General features: G+C 55.3%; 19 protein-coding genes. 10 read left to right on the top strand and 9 right to left on the bottom strand.

Annotated elements, in window-relative coordinates; genetic code table 11:
- Positions 1 to 158 precede the first annotated feature (158 nt).
- The 7 genes from tcyN to HVX72_RS08660 all read right to left on the bottom strand — a co-directional run bounded on the left by tcyN (position 159) and on the right by HVX72_RS08660 (position 6,597).
- A complete protein-coding gene (gene tcyN, locus HVX72_RS08690) occupies positions 159 to 911 on the bottom strand; it encodes an L-cystine ABC transporter ATP-binding protein TcyN (protein ID WP_060571408.1) in 753 nt (250 codons plus the stop codon).
- On the bottom strand, positions 908 to 1,576 hold the full coding sequence (gene tcyL / locus HVX72_RS08685; RefSeq protein ID WP_042284001.1) for a cystine ABC transporter permease: 669 nt from the start codon (positions 1,574 to 1,576) through the stop codon (positions 908 to 910). Before tcyL ends, tcyN begins: the two co-directional genes overlap by 4 nt.
- 14 nt (positions 1,577 to 1,590) lie before the next feature.
- Positions 1,591 to 2,577 carry a D-cysteine desulfhydrase gene (gene dcyD / locus HVX72_RS08680; RefSeq protein WP_181823009.1) on the bottom strand — a complete coding sequence of 329 codons (987 nt, stop codon included), beginning with the start codon at positions 2,575 to 2,577 and terminating at the stop codon, positions 1,591 to 1,593.
- A gap of 106 nt (positions 2,578 to 2,683) precedes the next feature.
- The gene (tcyJ, locus tag HVX72_RS08675) at positions 2,684 to 3,484 is read right to left on the bottom strand and encodes a cystine ABC transporter substrate-binding protein (RefSeq protein WP_060571412.1); all 801 of its coding nucleotides are present in this window, start codon (positions 3,482 to 3,484) and stop codon (positions 2,684 to 2,686) included.
- A gap of 87 nt (positions 3,485 to 3,571) precedes the next feature.
- The gene (fliZ, locus tag HVX72_RS08670) at positions 3,572 to 4,123 is read right to left on the bottom strand and encodes a flagella biosynthesis regulatory protein FliZ (RefSeq protein ID WP_060571414.1); all 552 of its coding nucleotides are present in this window, start codon (positions 4,121 to 4,123) and stop codon (positions 3,572 to 3,574) included.
- 59 nt (positions 4,124 to 4,182) lie between these two features.
- A complete protein-coding gene (fliA, locus tag HVX72_RS08665) occupies positions 4,183 to 4,902 on the bottom strand; it encodes an RNA polymerase sigma factor FliA (protein ID WP_012906204.1) in 720 nt (239 codons plus the stop codon).
- Between the two features lie 162 nt (positions 4,903 to 5,064).
- Positions 5,065 to 6,597, bottom strand: a complete 1,533-nt coding sequence (locus HVX72_RS08660; protein ID WP_181823008.1) for a flagellin — start codon at positions 6,595 to 6,597, stop codon at positions 5,065 to 5,067.
- A 254-nt stretch (positions 6,598 to 6,851) separates the two neighbouring features.
- Here HVX72_RS08660 and fliD point away from each other — a divergent pair, with 254 nt between their 5' ends.
- From fliD to amyA, 4 genes are all read left to right on the top strand, one after another.
- Positions 6,852 to 8,258 carry a flagellar filament capping protein FliD gene (gene fliD / locus HVX72_RS08655; protein WP_181823007.1) on the top strand — a complete coding sequence of 469 codons (1,407 nt, stop codon included), beginning with the start codon at positions 6,852 to 6,854 and terminating at the stop codon, positions 8,256 to 8,258.
- A 15-nt stretch (positions 8,259 to 8,273) separates the two neighbouring features.
- On the top strand, positions 8,274 to 8,681 hold the full coding sequence (gene fliS, locus HVX72_RS08650; protein ID WP_181823006.1) for a flagellar export chaperone FliS: 408 nt from the start codon (positions 8,274 to 8,276) through the stop codon (positions 8,679 to 8,681).
- Positions 8,681 to 9,052 carry a flagella biosynthesis regulatory protein FliT gene (gene fliT / locus HVX72_RS08645; RefSeq protein ID WP_181823005.1) on the top strand — a complete coding sequence of 124 codons (372 nt, stop codon included), beginning with the start codon at positions 8,681 to 8,683 and terminating at the stop codon, positions 9,050 to 9,052. The genes fliS and fliT overlap by 1 nt, the downstream gene beginning before the upstream one ends.
- Positions 9,053 to 9,119: 67 nt before the next feature.
- The gene (amyA, locus tag HVX72_RS08640) at positions 9,120 to 10,607 is read left to right on the top strand and encodes an alpha-amylase (RefSeq protein WP_181823004.1); all 1,488 of its coding nucleotides are present in this window, start codon (positions 9,120 to 9,122) and stop codon (positions 10,605 to 10,607) included.
- A gap of 35 nt (positions 10,608 to 10,642) precedes the next feature.
- On the opposite strand, the gene yedD is transcribed toward amyA, so the two are convergent.
- Entirely contained in the window at positions 10,643 to 11,056 is a 414-nt protein-coding gene (yedD, locus tag HVX72_RS08635) for a lipoprotein YedD (protein WP_042284030.1), read from the bottom strand.
- Between the two features lie 185 nt (positions 11,057 to 11,241).
- On the opposite strand from yedD, the gene yedE reads away from it, so the two are divergent.
- Positions 11,242 to 12,447 (top strand): selenium metabolism membrane protein YedE/FdhT, encoded by a 1,206-nt coding sequence (gene yedE, locus HVX72_RS08630; RefSeq protein ID WP_060571425.1) that lies wholly within the window; start codon positions 11,242 to 11,244, stop codon positions 12,445 to 12,447.
- Entirely contained in the window at positions 12,444 to 12,677 is a 234-nt protein-coding gene (gene yedF / locus HVX72_RS08625; RefSeq protein ID WP_000790504.1) for a sulfurtransferase-like selenium metabolism protein YedF, read from the top strand. The genes yedE and yedF overlap by 4 nt, the downstream gene beginning before the upstream one ends.
- Positions 12,678 to 12,744: 67 nt before the next feature.
- Here yedF and fliE read toward each other — a convergent pair whose 3' ends face one another.
- Complete coding sequence (gene fliE / locus HVX72_RS08620) at positions 12,745 to 13,059, bottom strand: flagellar hook-basal body complex protein FliE (RefSeq protein ID WP_060571427.1); 315 nt, start codon at positions 13,057 to 13,059, stop codon at positions 12,745 to 12,747.
- A gap of 216 nt (positions 13,060 to 13,275) precedes the next feature.
- Between fliE and fliF the strand changes: the two genes are divergently transcribed.
- The 4 genes from fliF to fliI are packed head-to-tail and all read left to right on the top strand — an operon-like array spanning position 13,276 to position 18,019.
- Positions 13,276 to 14,958, top strand: coding sequence for a flagellar basal-body MS-ring/collar protein FliF (gene fliF, locus HVX72_RS08615; RefSeq protein WP_181823003.1), 1,683 nt, complete (start codon positions 13,276 to 13,278; stop codon positions 14,956 to 14,958).
- On the top strand, positions 14,951 to 15,949 hold the full coding sequence (fliG, locus tag HVX72_RS08610; protein WP_181823002.1) for a flagellar motor switch protein FliG: 999 nt from the start codon (positions 14,951 to 14,953) through the stop codon (positions 15,947 to 15,949). The genes fliF and fliG overlap by 8 nt, the downstream gene beginning before the upstream one ends.
- The gene (gene fliH, locus HVX72_RS08605; protein WP_181823001.1) at positions 15,942 to 16,649 is read left to right on the top strand and encodes a flagellar assembly protein FliH; all 708 of its coding nucleotides are present in this window, start codon (positions 15,942 to 15,944) and stop codon (positions 16,647 to 16,649) included. Before fliG ends, fliH begins: the two co-directional genes overlap by 8 nt.
- Positions 16,649 to 18,019 (top strand): flagellar protein export ATPase FliI, encoded by a 1,371-nt coding sequence (gene fliI / locus HVX72_RS08600; protein WP_181823000.1) that lies wholly within the window; start codon positions 16,649 to 16,651, stop codon positions 18,017 to 18,019. Before fliH ends, fliI begins: the two co-directional genes overlap by 1 nt.
- The last annotated feature ends 2 nt before the right edge of the window (positions 18,020 to 18,021 follow it).

Below are 18,021 nucleotides of genomic sequence, written 5' to 3'. Positions count from 1 at the left end.
TTAATGAAATATCGGTCAGAACGCAAATTACTTGAACCGTAAAGTGTTATTCAGAACAGGGCGAAAGAAATAAGAATCCCGTCATGCAATAACCATAAATAATTATGCAAAATGGCACGCGCCGACCGGCGTGAATCATTGCGTGCCTGGCGAGAGAATTATTGCAGGAGAAACTTCTCAAGGAACTGACGCGTTCTCGGCTGCTGCGGTTCGCTGAATAACGATTTCGCCGGCCCTTGCTCTACTATTCGCCCTTGATCCATAAATATCGCCCGGTCCGCCACGTCGCGGGCAAAACTCATTTCATGGGTGACGATGACCATTGTGCGTTTTTCCTGCGCCAGCTGGCGAATGGTGTTAAGCACCTCACCCACCAGTTCGGGATCGAGCGCCGAGGTCGGCTCATCAAACAGGATCACCTCCGGGCGCATCGCCAGCGCCCGGGCAATGGCCACACGCTGCTGCTGACCGCCGGAGAGACGTCGCGGATAGCTGGTCTCTTTGCCAGCGAGGCCCACCTTCGCCAGCAGTTCCCGCGCCAGCGCCGTTGCGGCGTCTTTAGGTTCGCCTTTCACAATAACCGGCCCTTCAATAATGTTTTCCAGCACCGTCCGGTGAGGAAACAAATTGAAATTCTGAAACACGAAGCCGACATGCTGTCGTAGCTGGCGAATCAGCGATTTTTGCTGATTCAACGAGCGTGCGGTATCAATGGTGATCTCGCCCACTTTGATTGTCCCGGCCTCCGGCTGTTCAAGCAGGTTTATACTGCGCAACAGCGTGGTTTTACCCGACCCGCTGGGGCCGATGATGGCGACCACTTCGCCGGGTTTAACCTCCAGATCGATACCGTGCAGGACGGTCTGACCATGAAACTTTTTGACCAGGTTTTTCACTTCGATCGCGCTCATTTCGGCTCTCTCTCCTGGCGGTTGAGTTGATTTTCAAAGTAGTTCTGTAACGTTGACAGCACGGTCGCCATCACCCAGTAGATAAGCGAGGCCGCCAGATACATGGTGAACACTTCCAGCGTGCGCGAGGTGATCAGTTGCGCCTGACGGAACAGCTCCGGCACCTGAATGGTCGCCGCCAGCGAGGTGTCTTTCACCAGACTGATAAAGCTGTTGCTGAGCGGCGGCAGCGCCACCCGCGAAGCTTGCGGCAAAATCGCGCGCCGCATCGTTTGCCACGGCGTCATGCCAATACTGGCCGCCGCTTCCCACTGACCTTTATCAATGGACGAGATCGCCGCCCGCAGGGTTTCCGCGGCATAGGCGGCGGTATTAAGCGACAGACCGATCATCGCCGCCGGGATCGGATCCAGTTCAATACCGAACTGCGGCAGGCCGTAGTAGATCATAAACAGTTGGGCGATAAGCGGCGTACCGCGAAAAATAGAGATATAAAACCGCGCCAGCCAGCGAAGCGGCAGCAGCGGCGACAGGCGCATCAGCGCAAGGATAAATCCCAGCAGCAGGCCGAAAAACATCCCGCCGATGCTTAACTGCAGCGTGAACACCGCGCCTTTAAGCAAATACGGCAGGGAATCAATAACCAGTTGGATACTTTCTTGCATAAGCTTATCCGATATTACACGTGGGGATGGTAGGCAAAGAGCGCAGGCGCACCGCCGGTATGAATAAAGAGAACGGGACCTTCGTCTTTAAAACGCTTCTGGCTGATGCCGTCGATTAGCCCGGCCATCGCTTTCCCGGTATACACCGGATCGAGAAGAATGCCTTCCAGGCGCGCCAGCAGTTTTACCGCTTCCATCCCCTCTTCATTCGGCATGCCATAACCGGGCGCAAAATAGTCATCCCACAGCGCAATGTCTGCCGACGCGGTCAGTTCCAGGGTTTTGGCAAGGGTCTGCTGCAGCGCCGCCACCTTTGGTTTTTGTTCGGCGACGCTACGCGATACCGTGACGCCAATCAGCTCCACTTCTGGCATCAGTTGTTCAAGGCCCACCGCCAGACCGGCATGAGTGCCAGCGCTGCCGGAAGCCACCACCACCGAAGAGAGCTGTACCGCCCCTTCACACTGCTGGGCGATCTCCAGCGCGCTTTCAACGTAACCTAACGCGCCGAGGGCGTTTGAACCGCCCACCGGGATAACGTAAGGCCGGAAGCCCTGCGCTTCGAGCCGGGTGGCTAATTCCTGTAGCTGGGCGTCCGGATCGGTTAACGCGTCGCACATTTCGATTTGCACGTTGAACAGATCCAGCAGTAGCCGGTTGCCGTTGCTCAGATAGTTTTCCGCCGTGGTGCCGATCGGGTTCTCCAGCAGCGCGACGCAATGCAGACCGAGCTTCGCCGCCACCGCCGCCGTCTGACGCACATGGTTGGACTGAATAGCGCCAGCGGTAATTAGCGTATCCGCCCCTTCGCGCAGCGCGTCAGCGGCTAGAAACTCCAGTTTACGCAGCTTATTGCCGCCCATCGCCATTGGCGTGACGTCGTCCCGCTTTATAAAAATGTCGCGTCCAAGATGATCAGATAAACGTGGGAGGTATTCGAGCGGCGTGGGCGCGCCGATAAATTCCAGGCGTGGGAAGCGCGTCAGGTTGTGCAGTGGCATAAAGCCTCCGTTTTTTGTTGTTGTGATGTTCTTTTTATTATGCACGTTCAGGCGGATGAAATAAAAAAGGCGCTGATTAAAGCGCCTTTTTTTGCTATTTAGCTGATTATTTCGTCACGTCAGCGCCAAACCACTTCTCAGAAAGCGCCTTCAGCGTACCGTCTTTTTGCATCTCAGCGATAGCAGCGTCTACCGCTTTCAGCAGATCTTCGTTGCCTTTACGTACCGCAACGCCCGCTTCCTGACGGGAGAACGCTTCGCCAGTCACCGCCAGCGAGTCTTTGGTTTTCTTCACCAGATCCAGCGCGGCCAGACGGTCGACGAGGATCGCATCAATACGCCCTACGCGCAGATCCTGGTATTTGGTCGGATCGTCATCGTAGGTGCGGATATCCACGCCCTGTACGTTCTGACGCAGCCACTCTTCGTAGTTGGTGCCCAGGCCGACGCCGACTTTCTTATCTTTCAGATCGGCCGCGGTCTTGATCGCCCCTTCATTGCCCTTTTTCACCAGCGCCTGAATACCAGACACCGTATACGGGGTAGAGAAATCGTATTTCTTCTTACGCTCGTCAGAGATGGTCACCTGATTGATCACCACGTCAATGCGTTTTGAATCCAGCGAGGCCAGCATCCCGTCCCATTTGGTCGGTTTCAGTGAGGCTTTCACCCCAAGATGTTTCGCCAGCTCTTCGGCAAATTCCACTTCAAAGCCGGTTAATTTACCGTCGTCACCCTGATAGCTGAACGGCGGATAAGTGCCTTCCAGCCCCACCAGCAGGGTTCCGCGATCTTTGACCTTCTTAAGCAATCCTTCATCCGCAAACGTTTTTGCGCTCATCCCAGCGACCAGTGCAACAGCCATCACGCCCATCAGCGCCTGACGACCCAGAAGTGCTAATTTCATACTTACCCCGAATGTTATTATGAATGACCGTAGTGTAGAGCGATTACGCGTCACGCCATAATCCACTCTGCTACATCTTATTCATTTTTAATATATATCAGAAGTCGCTCTGAAGGAGGATTTCTGCATCTGCCCGGGGTGGACCTGCGCTTTGTACTGTTCATACTTGCGCAGCGCAATGCGGTAGTTGTTGGTACTGGTTTCCGGCAGCCACGGCGCCAGATTTTCATCAAGAAAACCATCCTGCAGCAGATCATGAGAAATCTTCTGCTCGCTAAGGTGATTGCCGAGGCGGCGCAAGCGAACAACGTATTCGCGCACAGTGCCGTGGCTCATCTCAGTTTGTTCAAATAAAAACTGCTTAAAACCGATGATGTCAAAGAAGTCGCTCTGCGCTTTGCAGTGCAGATCGCCGCAGAAGCGGCACAGCGCGACCCACTCTTTCCGCTCTTGCTCCCAGGCAGCCTCGTCCATCAGCGTGTCCAGTCGGGATATGGCGATTTTATTGACGATTTGCCCTTTACGCACCAGCGTGATGCGGTCGAGTAATTTGTGGCAATGGGCGCAATGCGTCTGGCTGTGTTTAAAGTCTTTGAGGTAGCGGCTTAATGGCCGTCTTTTAGATTGCTGCACCGTCATGAGAACTCCTGGTAGTCAGTAGGTTGTGCGGCATTTTGCAGAGGCAGTATGGTCGCCTCCTATAACTTACCCAGCTTAGTGCGTAACCGTTTGATAGCCTGACTGTGCAACTGGCTCACCCGCGACTCCCCGACTTCCAGAACCGCGCCAATCTCTTTGAGATTCAGCTCTTCCTGGTAATAGAGTGTCAGAACCAGTTGTTCACGCTCCGGAAGGGCTTCAATGGCATCCATCACGCGCTGGCGCAAATTGCTCTCGAGGAGCTGCTGTAACGGGTTTTCCTGCTGATGCTCTTCAGTCACCAACTCAATACTGTCGCCATGTTCTTCCCGCCATTCGTCGTACGAGAAAAGCTGGCTATTATTGGTATCAAGCAACATCTGACGGTATTCTTCGACAGGGATCCCCAGACGCTCCGCCACTTCCGTTTCCGTCGCGTTGCGTCCTAATTCCTGCTCCAGTTGCCCCATCGCCTGCGCCACTTCGCGGGCGTTACGCCGGACGCTACGCGGCACCCAGTCACGGCTGCGTAGTTCATCCAGCATTGCGCCACGAATACGCTGCACTGCGTAAGTGGTAAATGCCGTTCCTTGCAGAGCGTCATATCGGTCAACTGCATTCAATAACCCGATGCCGCCCGCCTGTAGCAGATCGTCCAGTTCCACGCTCGCGGGCAAACGCACCTGCAGGCGCAACGCTTCGTGACGCACCAGCGGTACATAACGCTGCCACAGCGAGTGTTTATCCATTACACCTTCAGCGGTATACAGTGAATTCACGATAAACAGCCCTGCGTTAAATGAGTTATCGGCATGATTATCCGTTTCTGCAGGGGTTTTAATTGGATGAATAATGGGTGAAATGAGGGGTTATTTAGGGGTTACCGGGACAGCCAGAGAGAAAAAACCCCGCCGTAGCGGGGTTTGAGAAGGACGCGTAAATTAACGCAGCAGAGACAGAACGTTCTGCGGAACCTGGTTCGCCTGCGCCAGAACAGAGGTACCCGCCTGCTGCAGGATCTGCGCACGTGACATGTTGGACACTTCAGTCGCGTAGTCAGCGTCTTCGATACGGCTACGAGCAGAAGTCAGGTTGTTTACAGTGTTGCCGAGGTTAGTGATGGTGGAATCGAAACGGTTTTGTACCGCACCCAGGTCAGAACGCAGCGCGTCAACCTGTGCCAGCGCTTTATCGATAACAGCCAGCGGATCTTCAGTGCTGGTGCTCGCTTTCGCGACATCTTCGTTAACCAGTTTCGCGCTACCGTTGGTGTCGGTAGTCAGGTACATCACTTTATCGTCAGCATCATTAGTAACAACTCCGTCAACATCAACGTTATAAGTTGCACCGCTAACTTTCAAAGTGCTACCTGTTTTGGTTGCATTCGCTTGTTGCAAATCAGCGACTGTTGCTGCTTTATTTGCTGTAGTTGAATTAGTGGTAAACGTGCCATTCTGAGAGGTATAGATATTGCTTGAGGTCATCACCTTAGCAGTATCTGCATTAGCATCTTTGTCAGTAATCGTAAAAGTTACCGTTTTCCCGTCTACTACTGCACTATATGTACCATTACCGAACTGAGTGCCGGCATCAGTAGACGACTGTTTAGTAAATTCCAGACCGTCATAGGTAAATTTATCGCCGACTTTCGCGCTTGCGCCCAATGCAGCCAAATCTTCCGCACGATCATTTTGTGCTCCACCAGCGGCGGAGCTGTAGTCACTGACAGCAGTATTAGTTACAGTTGCTTTATCAGTTAGAGCACCGTCTTTTGCGCTAACGTATAATGCTGCGCCGTCAACCTGTACTGTCTGAGTTTTTACATCAACAGTAATCTTATCGGAAGATGTTGAGGTTGCACCGTCACTAACCATAGCGGTGTAGTTATCAGTACCGGTCGCACCAAACTTGGACACCAGATCGCTTGCCGTCGCTTTCTCTGCGCCGTTTACACGGAAGTCTGCTACACCCAAGCTCTGAGTGTCGATTTTCTTCAGATCGATGGAGATAGTTTCGCCGTCGTTCGCGCCTACCTGGATTTTCAGGGTGTTGTCCTGAGCCAGCACTTTCACGCCGTTAAACTGAGTCTGACCGGACACGCGGTCGATTTCGCTCAGACGTTGAGTGATTTCGTTCTGGATGGAGGTCAGGTCGCTGTCGGAGTTAGTACCGTTAGTTGCCTGAACGGTCAGTTCACGTACACGCTGCAGGTTGTTGTTGATTTCGTTCAGCGCACCCTCGGTGGTCTGCGCAATGGAGATACCGTCGTTGGCGTTACGGGAAGCCTGAGTCAGGCCTTTGATGTTGGACGTAAAGCGGTTAGCGATCGCCTGACCCGCTGCGTCGTCTTTCGCGCTGTTGATGCGCAGACCAGAGGACAGACGTTCAATCGCGGAGCTCAGGGAGGACTGAGATTTGTTAAGGTTATTCTGGGTCAACAGCGACAGGCTGTTTGTATTAATGACTTGTGCCATGATCTTTTCCTTATCAATTACAACTTGATGTTATTGGGCTGTTGCCCACGGTTTCTCACCGTAACCCTTGTATCGGCACCTGAATTTCGAACTTTAGAAAATTTTTAGTGAATCGGGATTTTTTCTTAGCCACTGAAATACCCTCTTTATACGCCATTATTCCGCGCATTATTTTTCGAAAACTATTATTAAACTTTGCCTCAGGATTGCCGATAACGCGTGTAACTACTGTTTGCAATCAAAAGGAATAAGGCATGGCTTCGTTTACATCCCTGGGCGTAGGCTCAAACTTACCGCTGGACACATTGCTGACGAACCTGACCACTGCTGAGAAAAAGCGCTTAAACCCGATCACTCAACAGCAGAGTGCCAATACCGCGCGTCTGACCGCTTATGGCACGCTGAAAAGTGCGCTGGAAAAATTCCAGACAGCGAACACCACGCTGAACAGCGCCGATCTTTTCAAAAGCACAACGATTACCAGCAGCACGGAAGATTTAACAGCTTCAACCACGGCCGGCGCTGCCGCAGGCACTTATACCGTCACCGTGAAACAGCTGGCGCAGGCGCAGTCCTTAAGTACCACCGTTGATATCAGTTCAACAAAAGATGCGCTGGGTGATACTTCTGCCGAAAGCCGTACCATTAAAATTGAGCAGGCCGGACGCAAAGAGCCGCTGGAAATTAAGCTTTCGAAAGATCAAACCTCGCTGGAAGGGATTCGTGACGCCATTAATGATGCGGACAGCGGTATTTCTGCCAGCATCGTTAAAGTGAAAGAAGGCGATTATCAGTTGGTGCTCACCGCTGACTCCGGAACCGAAAATAAAATGACCATTTCGGTTGAAGGAGACAGCAAGCTAAACGATTTATTAGCGTATGACAGCACCGCCGGCAGCGGAAAAATGAAGCAGTTGGTAAGCGCTCAGAATGCACAGCTCACCGTCAACGGTATTGATATTGAGCGTCCGAGCAACACGATCACCGATGCGCCGCAGGGCGTCACGCTGACATTGACGAAAGAAGTAACCGATGCGCGTTTGACGGTGACCAAAGACAACAGCAAAGCAACAGAGGCGATCAAAGGTTGGGTAGACGCCTACAACTCGCTGCTGGATACCTTTTCTACGCTGACCAAATATACGGAAGTCGATCCGGGCGCGGAAGAGCAGGATAAAAACAACGGTGCCCTGTTGGGTGACAGCGTGGTCCGCACCATCCAGACGGGTATTCGCGCTCAGTTCGCCAATGCAGGCAGCACGGGAGCGTTTAAGACCCTGAATGAGATTGGCATTACCTCAGATGGCGCGACCGGTAAACTCAAGATTGATGAAACCAAGCTCAAGAAAGCGCTGGATGAAAACACGGCAGGTACCCGCGAACTGCTGGTCGGCGACGGCAAAGAAACAGGTATTACAACGAAAATTGCCGCTCAGGTAAAAGATTATCTTGCCGATGATGGCATTATCGATAGCGCACAGGACAACATTAACGCCACGCTGAAAAAGCTGACGAAACAATATTTAGCCGTGAGCAACAGCATCGACGATACCATCGCCCGCTACCAGGCACAGTTTACGCAACTGGACACCATGATGAGCAAGCTCAATAGCACCAGCAGCTACCTGAGCCAGCAATTTACTGCGATGAGCAGCTCCTGATAACACGAGGTAAACATGTATACCGCGAGCGGTACCAAAGCCTACGCGCAAGTTAGCGTGGAAAGCGGCGTAATGAGTGCGAATCCGCACCAGCTGATAGAAATGTTGTTTGATGGGGCTAACAGCGCCCTGGTACGCGCTCGTCTTTTTCTCGAGCAAGGCGACCTTGTCGCCAAGGGCGAAGCGCTCAGCAAAGCCATCAATATCATCGATAACGGGCTGAAGGCTGGTCTGGACCTGGAGAATGGCGGTGACATCGCCGCCAATCTTTCCGATCTCTATGACTATATGATCCGCCGCTTACTGCTCGCTAATCTGCGCAATGACAGTCAGGCCATCGAAGAAGTGGAAGGGTTACTCGGCAACATCGCGGATGCCTGGAAACAGATTTCACCGAAAGCATCATCCCAGGAGTCTCGTTAATGACCTCAGCCGTGGAGTTTATCAACCGTTGGCAGCGCATTGCGCTGCTAAGCCAGTCGCTGCTCGAACTTGCGCAGCGAGGTGAATGGGACCTTTTACTGGAACAGGAAGTCACCTATCTGCAAAGTATTGAAACGGTCGTTGAAACGCAAACTCCACCGGACATTACGCGCAGTATTCAGGATATTGTTGCCGGATACATTAAACAAACGCTGGATAACGAACAGCACCTCAAGGTTTTGCTGCAAAAAAGACTCGATGAGCTGAGCGGTCTGATTGGCCAGAGCACGCGACAGCAGTCCCTCAACAATGCTTACGGTCGCCTTTCCGGCATGCTTCTGGTGCCGGACGCTCCCAGCGCGCCGCAATAATTCCCGCCACGTTTAAAAATATCTTCCATACTCCAGAAGTTGTCTTTTGATTTCTGGAGCACGGAAGATGAAAAATCCTACCCTTTTGCAGTTCTTCCACTGGTATTACCCCGACGGTGGCAAACTCTGGCAGGAAGTCGCAGCGCGCGCGGACGGCCTTAACGATATCGGGATAAACATGGTCTGGCTTCCCCCGGCGTATAAAGGCGCATCGGGCGGCTATTCCGTCGGTTATGACTGTTACGATTTATTTGATCTCGGCGAGTTCGATCAAAAAGGATCGATCGCCACCAAATATGGCGACAAGACGCAGCTGCTGGCGGCCATCGACGCGCTGCAAAAGAACGAAATTGCGGTTCTGCTCGACGTGGTGGTGAACCATAAAATGGGCGCAGACGAAAAAGAGTCGATTCGCGTTCAGCGGGTGAATGAAGACGACCGCACGCAAATAGATGACGAAATCATCGAATGCGAAGGCTGGACCCGCTACACCTTCCCTGCCCGCGCCGGGCAATATTCGCAGTTTATCTGGGACTTTAAATGTTTCAGCGGTATCGACCACATTGAAAACCCCACCGAGGACGGGATTTTCAAAATCGTCAACGACTATACCGGCGACGGCTGGAACGACCAGGTCGATGACGAAATGGGCAATTTTGATTATCTGATGGGCGAAAATATCGACTTCCGCAATCATGCCGTGACCGAGGAGATCAAATATTGGGCGCGCTGGGTGATGGAACAAACCCACTGCGACGGTTTCCGGCTGGACGCGGTAAAACATATTCCGGCCTGGTTTTATAAAGAGTGGATTGAGCACGTACAGGAGGTCGCGCCGAAGCCGCTGTTTATCGTGGCGGAATACTGGTCGCACGACGTTGATACGCTGCAAAACTACATCAATCAGGTTGACGGCAAGACGATGCTGTTTGACGCCCCGCTGCAAATGAAATTTCATGAAGCGTCCCGTCAGGGGAGCGACTATGATATGAGCCAGATCTTTACCGGTACGCTGGTGGAGGCCGATCCTTTTCATGCCGTTACGCTGGTTGCCAACCACGATACCCAGCCGTTGCAGGCGCTGGAAGCCCCGGTCGAGCCGTGGTTTAAACCGCTGGCCTATGCGTTGATCCTGCTGCGGGAAAACGGCGTCCCTTCCGTTTTTTATCCCGATCTCTACGGCGCGCATTACGAAGATACCGGCAACGACGGCGGAACCTACCCCATCGACATGCCGATCATTAATCAGCTCGATCAGCTTATTCTGGCGCGCCAGCGTTTCGCCCACGGCGTGCAGACACTCTACTTCGACCATCCAAACTGTATCGCTTTCAGCCGCAGCGGCACTGAAGAGGATCCCGGCTGTGTGGTGGTGCTGTCGAACGGCGACGACGGCGAAAAAACGCTCACGCTGGGTGAAAACTACGGCAACAAAACCTGGCGCGACTTTTTAGGAAATCGTCAGGAAACCGTGACAACCGACGCAAATGGCGTAGCGACCTTTTACTGCAACGGCGGCAGCGTGAGCGTGTGGGTGATAGAAGAAGCGATATAAAAATACCCCGGCAGGGCGACCTGTCGGGGGAGTGTTCAGGGCAGCGGGGTCGGCAGCGGCGATTTTTCCAGCGCGGCGGCGCACTCTGCGGTGGGACGCGTGACGCGCTGCAGGGTCATTCCATCATATTCTAACGTGCTGCCTTCGCGCTCGATCGCGTAAAGATCGCGGTTTACCGTCACGTTGGTTAACTCACCCGATAACATCGTCAGTTTACCCGGTAGCGCAATCACGCGCTGCCATTGACGGCAGTCGAGGGTATCCCCGGCGTGGGTAATCACCAGGCTGCCAATCGCTTCCGGACTCACCAGACTGCGCTGCGGGCCTTTCGTCTGCCAGTACCCTTCCAGTCCGGCCGGCGCGGGCGTTTTCACCACGTTATGGTAATTTTCCACCTCGGCGCATCCCGCTAACATCAGTAACGCCCCAATGATTGCTACTTTTTTCATCATTCATCCTGCATGCGAAGAAAAGGGGATTGTGGCATTAAAGCCCTGATGTCGCCAGCCTTTCCCACAGAACGGCGAAGTTTGATCCAGTCGGTATTACCGCTTAATAGTACCAGGCAAAAAAACGGTTGTGGTGTACTATCCGCACTCTTGTTTCATACCTTCTGAGTTCAGAGGCAAAACACATGTCATGGCAACATTTCAAACACGCCTGGTTAATTAAATTCTGGGCGCCCGTTCCCGCGGTCATCGCGGCGGGTATTCTCTCCACTTACTATTTTGGCATCACCGGCACCTTCTGGGCCGTCACCGGCGAATTTACCCGCTGGGGCGGACAAATCCTGCAACTGTTTGGCGTCCATGCCGAAGAATGGGGCTATTACAAGCTGATTCATCTCGACGGTTCTCCGCTGACGCGCATCGACGGAATGATGATCCTCGGCATGTTCGGTGGCTGCTTCGCCGCCGCGCTGTGGGCCAACAACGTTAAGCTGCGTATTCCACGCAGCCGGGTGCGCATCATGCAGGCAATCATTGGCGGGATGATCGCCGGTTTCGGCGCGCGTCTGGCGATGGGCTGTAATCTGGCGGCCTTCTTTACCGGCATCCCGCAGTTCTCTCTTCATGCCTGGTTCTTTGCATTGGCGACCGCCATCGGCTCCTGGTTCGGCGCTCGCTTTACGCTACTGCCAATCTTCCGCATTCCGGTCAAAATGCAAAAAGTCTCCGCCGCCTCGCCGCTGACGCAAAAGCCGGATCAGGCGCGTCGCCGCTTCCGCTTAGGGATGCTGGTGTTTATCGGCATGATTGGCTGGGCGCTGTTAACGGCGATGAACCAACCGAAGCTGGGTCTGGCGATGCTGTTCGGCGTGGGATTTGGGCTGCTGATTGAACGCGCGCAGATTTGCTTTACTTCGGCGTTTCGCGATCTGTGGATCACCGGACGTACCCATATGGCGAAAGCGATCATCTTTGGGATGGCGGTAAGCGCTATCGGGATATTCAGCTACGTGCAGTTGGGCGTGGAAGCGAAGATCATGTGGGCTGGCCCGAACGCCGTGATCGGCGGGCTGCTGTTCGGTTTTGGCATCGTGCTGGCCGGCGGTTGCGAAACCGGCTGGATGTACCGCGCCGTGGAAGGCCAGGTGCACTACTGGTGGGTTGGGCTGGGTAATGTCATCGGCTCTACAATTCTGGCGTACTACTGGGATGACTTCGCCCCGGCGCTGGCAACCAACTGGGACAAAATTAATCTGCTCACAACCTTTGGTCCGCTTGGCGGTCTGTTGGTGACTTATCTGCTGCTGTTTACCGCGCTGATGCTGATTATCGGTTGGGAAAAACGTTTCTTCCGTCGCGCCGGGTTAACCCCCGCTAAGGAAACCGCATGAAAAATATCGTACCTGATTACCGTCTTGATATGGTTGGTGAACCCTGCCCCTACCCTGCCGTCGCCACGCTTGAGGCGATGCCGCAGTTAAAAAAAGGGGAAATTCTGGAAGTGGTGAGCGACTGTCCGCAATCGATCAATAACATCCCGCTGGATGCGCGTAACCATGGCTACACGGTACTGGACATTCAGCAGGACGGTCCCACAATCCGTTATTTAATTCAGAAATAAAACGTTGCCGGATGGCGGCGCAAGCGTCACCGTCCGGCCTGACACCTCTCACCCTCAGGCATCAAACCTACACCTGCATCGACATGACTTCCTGATACGCCGCCACCAGCTTGTTACGCACCTGAATGCCCATCTGCATGGACACGGACGCCTTTTGCATATCGGTCATCACATCGTTCAGCGCGATGCCCGGCTCGCCGAGGGTGAATTTTTCGGCCTGAACGCGTGCGGCGGTTTGCCTGTCGCTGATGCGGTCCAGCGCCGCGTGGAGTTGGCCGGCAAAACTGACGGTCGACTGCGGCGAAGCCTCCTGCGCACGCGCGCCCATCGCGGTCGCCTGCAGTTGGCTGATGACCCCTTCAATCCCCTGTATCGCTGACATGATAATCCTCTGGATGATTTTTTACGCAGCAGAGATTACCAGTTTGTCAATAAGATAAAGGCGTTAAATAACGCTAAAAAACCACGGTTTTTGCCGCATAGAAAAAAACGAAAGCACAAATAATGAGACCGTCAATTTTTCGATTTTGCTGACCCGGGAGTGAGTCTTGTTCCACTTTGCAAATAAAGCCGTCCACGAACAGTCACGAGGTGCGAGATGAACGCGACTGCATCGGCTGCAACCCAACCTAAACCTCTCGAGTGGCTTAATCGCCTGCGCGCGAACCCTAAAATTCCTTTGATTGTCGCTGGCTCCGCCGCCGTCGCGATTATCGTGGCGATGGTGCTCTGGGCGAAGTCGCCGGACTATCGCACGTTGTTCAGCAATTTGTCCGATCAGGACGGCGGCGCGATCGTCACCCAGCTAACCCAGATGAATATCCCCTACCGTTTTACGGAAGGCAGCGGCGCGATCGAAGTTCCGGCGGATAAAGTGCATGAATTGCGCCTGCGTCTGGCTCAGCAGGGGCTGCCGAAAGGCGGCGCGGTAGGCTTTGAACTGTTGGATCAGGAAAAATTCGGCATCAGCCAGTTCAGCGAGCAGGTGAACTACCAGCGCGCGCTGGAAGGCGAACTGGCGCGCACCATCGAAACCCTCGGTCCGGTCAAGCGCGCCCGCGTGCATCTGGCGATGCCCAAACCGTCGCTGTTCGTGCGTGAACAAAAATCCCCTTCCGCCTCCGTCACGGTGAATCTGGAACCGGGCCGCGCCCTGGACGAAGGGCAAATCAGCGCGGTGGTGCATCTGGTTTCCAGCGCTGTCGCCGGGCTGCCGCCGGGTAATGTAACGCTGGTCGATCAGGGCGGGCATTTGCTTACCCAGTCGAACACCAGCGGACGCGACCTCAACGACGCGCAATTGAAATACGCCAGCGACGTGGAAGGCCGTATTCAGCGCCGCATCGAATCGATCCTCTCGCCGATCGTCGGTAACGGTAATGTTCACGCACAGGTGACCGCGCAACTGGACTTCGCCAATAAAGAACAGACGGAAGAGCAGTACCGTCCGAACGGCGACGCGTCGCAGGCGGTGCTGCGTTCACGTCAGGTGAATGAAAGCGAACAAATCGGTTCCGGTCTGCCAGGCGGCGTACCGGGCGCGCTGTCCAACCAGCCTGCGCCAGCGAACGCCGCGCCAATTACCACACCGCCGGCTAATCAGCAGAATGCGCAAAACGGGCAAAACGCCCAGCAGACGACCACCAATTCCAACGCCGGGCCGCGCAGCATCCAGCGTAACGAAACCAGTAACTACGAAGTCGACCGCACCATTCGCCATACCAAAATGAACGTCGGCGACATCCAGCGTCTTTCCGTGGCGGTGGTCGTGAATTACAAAACCCTGCCGGATGGCAAGCCGCTGCCGCTCACCGCTGAACAGATGAAACAGCTGGAAGATCTGACTCGCGAGGCAATGGGCTTCTCGGATAAACGCGGCGACACCCTGAACGTCGTTAACTCACCGTTTACCGCCACCGATGACGACAGCGCCGAGCTGCCGTTCTGGAAACAACAGGCCTTTATCGAACAGTTAATGTCGGCGGGTCGCTGGCTGCTGGTGCTGCTGGTTGCCTGGATCCTCTGGCGTAAAGCGGTGCGTCCACAGTTGACGCGTCGCGCTGAGGAGGCCAAAGCCGCTCAGGAACGTGAACAACTGCGTCAGGAAACGCAGGAAGCCGTTGAAGTTCGTCTCAGCAAGGATGAACAGACTCAGCAGCGTCGCGCGAACCAGCGTCTGGGCGCGGAAGTGATGAGTCAACGTATTCGCGAAATGTCAGATAACGATCCGCGCGTGGTGGCGCTGGTCATTCGTCAGTGGATGAGTAACGATCATGAGTAATGCCCTTACCGGTACCGATAAAAGCGTCATCCTGCTGATGACCATTGGCGAAGATCGCGCGGCTGAGGTGTTCAAGCACCTCTCCCAACGGGAAGTACAGACCCTGAGCGCGGCGATGGCGAACGTTCGCCAAATCTCCAATCAGCAGCTTACGGAAGTGCTGGCGGAATTTGAGCAAGAGGCCGAGCAGTTTGCGGCGCTCAACATTAACGCCAACGAGTACCTGCGCTCCGTGCTGGTCAAAGCGCTGGGCGAAGAGCGCGCCGCGAGCCTGCTGGAAGATATTCTCGAAACCCGCGATACCGCCAGCGGCATTGAGACGCTCAACTTTATGGAGCCGCAAAGCGCCGCCGATCTTATCCGCGACGAACACCCGCAGATTATCGCCACCATTCTCGTGCACCTCAAACGCGGCCAGGCCGCCGACATTCTGGCGCTGTTCGACGAACGCCTGCGCCACGATGTGATGTTGCGTATCGCCACCTTCAGCGGCGTCCAGCCTGCCGCGCTGGCGGAATTGACCGAAGTGCTCAATGGTCTGCTCGACGGCCAGAACCTCAAACGCAGCAAAATGGGCGGCGTAAGAACGGCGGCGGAAATCATCAACCTGATGAAAACGCAGCAGGAAGAGGCTGTCATTACCGCCGTGCGTGAATTCGACGGCGAGCTGGCGCAAAAAATTATCGACGAGATGTTCCTGTTCGAAAACCTGGTGGATGTGGACGACCGCAGCATTCAGCGCCTGCTGCAGGAAGTGGATTCCGAGTCGCTGCTGATCGCCCTGAAAGGAGCGGAGCAGCCGCTGCGCGAGAAGTTCCTGCGCAACATGTCCCAGCGCGCCGCCGACATCCTGCGCGACGACCTGGCCAACCGTGGTCCGGTGCGTCTGTCGCAGGTGGAGAACGAACAGAAAGCGATTCTGCTTATTGTGCGTCGTCTGGCGGAAACCGGCGAAATGGTGATCGGCAGCGGCGAGGATACCTATGTCTGATGCGCTGCCGTGGAAAGTCTGGACGCCAGACGACCTCGCCCCGCCGCTGGCGGAGTTTACGCCCGTGGATCACTGCGAAGCACTGCCGTCTGAAGACGGCGGCGAACCGGAACTGAGCGCGGAACAACAGCTTGAACAGCAGCTGGCGCAACTGAAGATCCAGGCGCACGAACAGGGGTATAACGCCGGTCTTGCGGAAGGCCGCAAAGCGGGTCATGAGCAGGGCTACCAGGAGGGTCTGGCGCAAGGTCTGGAACAGGGCCAGGCGCAGGCACGCAGTCAGCAGGCGCCCCTTCACGCGCGGATGCAACAACTGGTCAATGAGTTTCAGAATACGCTGGATGCGCTGGATAGCGTCATTGCGTCACGTCTGATGCAGATGGCGCTGGAAGCCGCCCGCCAGGTGATCGGACAGACGCCAGCCGTAGACAACTCGGCGTTGATTAAACAAATTCAACACCTGTTGCAACAGGAACCGTTGTTCAGCGGCAAACCGCAGCTTCGCGTGCATCCGGATGATTTACAGCGCGTGGAAGAGATGCTCGGCGCAACCCTCAGCCTCCACGGCTGGCGACTGCGCGGCGATCCGACGCTGCATCATGGCGGCTGCAAGGTTTCTGCGGATGAAGGCGATCTGGACGCCAGCGTCGCCACCCGCTGGCAGGAACTTTGCCGCCTGGCTGCGCCGGGAGTTGTCTGATGACGACCCGTCTCACCCGCTGGCTGACGACGCTGGATAATTTCGAAGCCAAAATGGCGCAGCTTCCGGCAGTGCGCCGTTATGGCCGGCTGACGCGCGCCACCGGACTGGTGCTGGAGGCGACCGGTCTGCAGCTTCCGCTGGGCGCCACCTGCGTCATTGAACGTCAGGAAGGGACCGAAACCCATGAAGTGGAAAGTGAAGTCGTCGGCTTTAACGGCCAGCGCCTGTTTCTGATGCCGCTTGAAGAGGTCGAAGGCATTTTGCCCGGCGCGCGCGTTTACGCCAGGAACATTGCCGGAGAGGGACTGCAGAGCGGCAAACAGTTACCGCTTGGTCCGCCGCTGCTGGGTCGCGTGCTGGACGGCAGCGGTAAGCCGCTCGATGGTCTGCCCTCCCCCGACACCACCGAAACCGGCGCGCTGATCACCGCGCCGTTTAACCCGCTACAGCGCACGCCGATTGAGCATGTTCTGGATACCGGCGTGCGTCCTATCAACGCGCTGTTAACCGTCGGACGCGGCCAACGTATGGGCCTGTTTGCCGGTTCCGGCGTCGGTAAAAGCGTGCTGCTCGGCATGATGGCGCGCTATACCCGCGCCGATGTGATCGTGGTCGGGCTGATCGGCGAACGTGGCCGCGAAGTAAAAGATTTTATCGAAAACATTCTTGGCGCAGACGGACGCGCGCGTTCGGTGGTCATTGCCGCGCCGGCGGACGTGTCGCCGCTACTGCGGATGCAGGGCGCCGCCTATGCCACCCGGATCGCAGAGGACTTTCGCGACCGGGGTCAGCATGTTCTGCTGATCATGGACTCCCTGACCCGTTATGCGATGGCGCAGCGTGAAATCGCGCTGGCTATAGGCGAACCGCCCGCGACCAAAGGCTATCCGCCATCGGTATTCGCCAAGTTGCCTGCGCTGGTGGAACGCGCGGGCAATGGTATCCACGGCGGCGGTTCGATCACTGCGTTTTATACGGTACTGACCGAAGGCGACGACCAGCAGGATCCGATTGCCGACTCGGCGCGTGCAATCCTTGACGGACACATTGTGCTGTCGCGGCGGCTGGCGGAAGCCGGACACTACCCTGCTATCGATATCGAAGCCTCCATCAGCCGCGCCATGACGGCGCTGATTAGCGAGCAGCATTACGCCAAAGTACGCCAGTTTAAGCAGTTATTGTCGAGCTTCCAGCGTAACCGCGATCTCGTTAGCGTCGGGGCTTATGCTAAGGGCAGCGACCCGATGCTCGACAAAGCGATCGCACTCTGGCCACAGCTGGAGGCGTTTCTTCAGCAAGGTATTTTTGAACGGGCCGACTGGGAGGATTCCCTGCAGGCGCTGGATCTACTTTTCCCGGCGGGATGATA

This window comes from Citrobacter sp. RHB21-C05 (assembly GCF_013889015.1).
In the GTDB taxonomy this organism is placed as follows: domain Bacteria; phylum Pseudomonadota; class Gammaproteobacteria; order Enterobacterales; family Enterobacteriaceae; genus Citrobacter_A; species Citrobacter_A sedlakii.
This window is presented reverse-complemented; position numbering and strand designations above follow the sequence as displayed.

Excerpts from the sequence above, each read along its gene's own strand:
- tcyN (WP_060571408.1), bottom strand. The coding sequence starts at position 911 with ATGAGCGCGATCGAAGTGAAAAACCTGGTCAAAAAGTTTCATGGTCAG.
- tcyL (WP_042284001.1), bottom strand. The coding sequence starts at position 1,576 with ATGCAAGAAAGTATCCAACTGGTTATTGATTCCCTGCCGTATTTGCTT.
- dcyD (WP_181823009.1), bottom strand. The coding sequence starts at position 2,577 with ATGCCACTGCACAACCTGACGCGCTTCCCACGCCTGGAATTTATCGGC.
- tcyJ (WP_060571412.1), bottom strand. The coding sequence starts at position 3,484 with ATGAAATTAGCACTTCTGGGTCGTCAGGCGCTGATGGGCGTGATGGCT.
- fliZ (WP_060571414.1), bottom strand. The coding sequence starts at position 4,123 with ATGACGGTGCAGCAATCTAAAAGACGGCCATTAAGCCGCTACCTCAAA.
- HVX72_RS08660 (WP_181823008.1), bottom strand. The coding sequence starts at position 6,597 with ATGGCACAAGTCATTAATACAAACAGCCTGTCGCTGTTGACCCAGAAT.
- fliD (WP_181823007.1), top strand. The coding sequence starts at position 6,852 with ATGGCTTCGTTTACATCCCTGGGCGTAGGCTCAAACTTACCGCTGGAC.
- fliS (WP_181823006.1), top strand. The coding sequence starts at position 8,274 with ATGTATACCGCGAGCGGTACCAAAGCCTACGCGCAAGTTAGCGTGGAA.
- fliT (WP_181823005.1), top strand. The coding sequence starts at position 8,681 with ATGACCTCAGCCGTGGAGTTTATCAACCGTTGGCAGCGCATTGCGCTG.
- amyA (WP_181823004.1), top strand. The coding sequence starts at position 9,120 with ATGAAAAATCCTACCCTTTTGCAGTTCTTCCACTGGTATTACCCCGAC.
- yedD (WP_042284030.1), bottom strand. The coding sequence starts at position 11,056 with ATGAAAAAAGTAGCAATCATTGGGGCGTTACTGATGTTAGCGGGATGC.
- yedE (WP_060571425.1), top strand. The coding sequence starts at position 11,242 with ATGTCATGGCAACATTTCAAACACGCCTGGTTAATTAAATTCTGGGCG.
- yedF (WP_000790504.1), top strand. The coding sequence starts at position 12,444 with ATGAAAAATATCGTACCTGATTACCGTCTTGATATGGTTGGTGAACCC.
- fliE (WP_060571427.1), bottom strand. The coding sequence starts at position 13,059 with ATGTCAGCGATACAGGGGATTGAAGGGGTCATCAGCCAACTGCAGGCG.
- fliF (WP_181823003.1), top strand. The coding sequence starts at position 13,276 with ATGAACGCGACTGCATCGGCTGCAACCCAACCTAAACCTCTCGAGTGG.
- fliG (WP_181823002.1), top strand. The coding sequence starts at position 14,951 with ATGAGTAATGCCCTTACCGGTACCGATAAAAGCGTCATCCTGCTGATG.
- fliH (WP_181823001.1), top strand. The coding sequence starts at position 15,942 with ATGTCTGATGCGCTGCCGTGGAAAGTCTGGACGCCAGACGACCTCGCC.
- fliI (WP_181823000.1), top strand. The coding sequence starts at position 16,649 with ATGACGACCCGTCTCACCCGCTGGCTGACGACGCTGGATAATTTCGAA.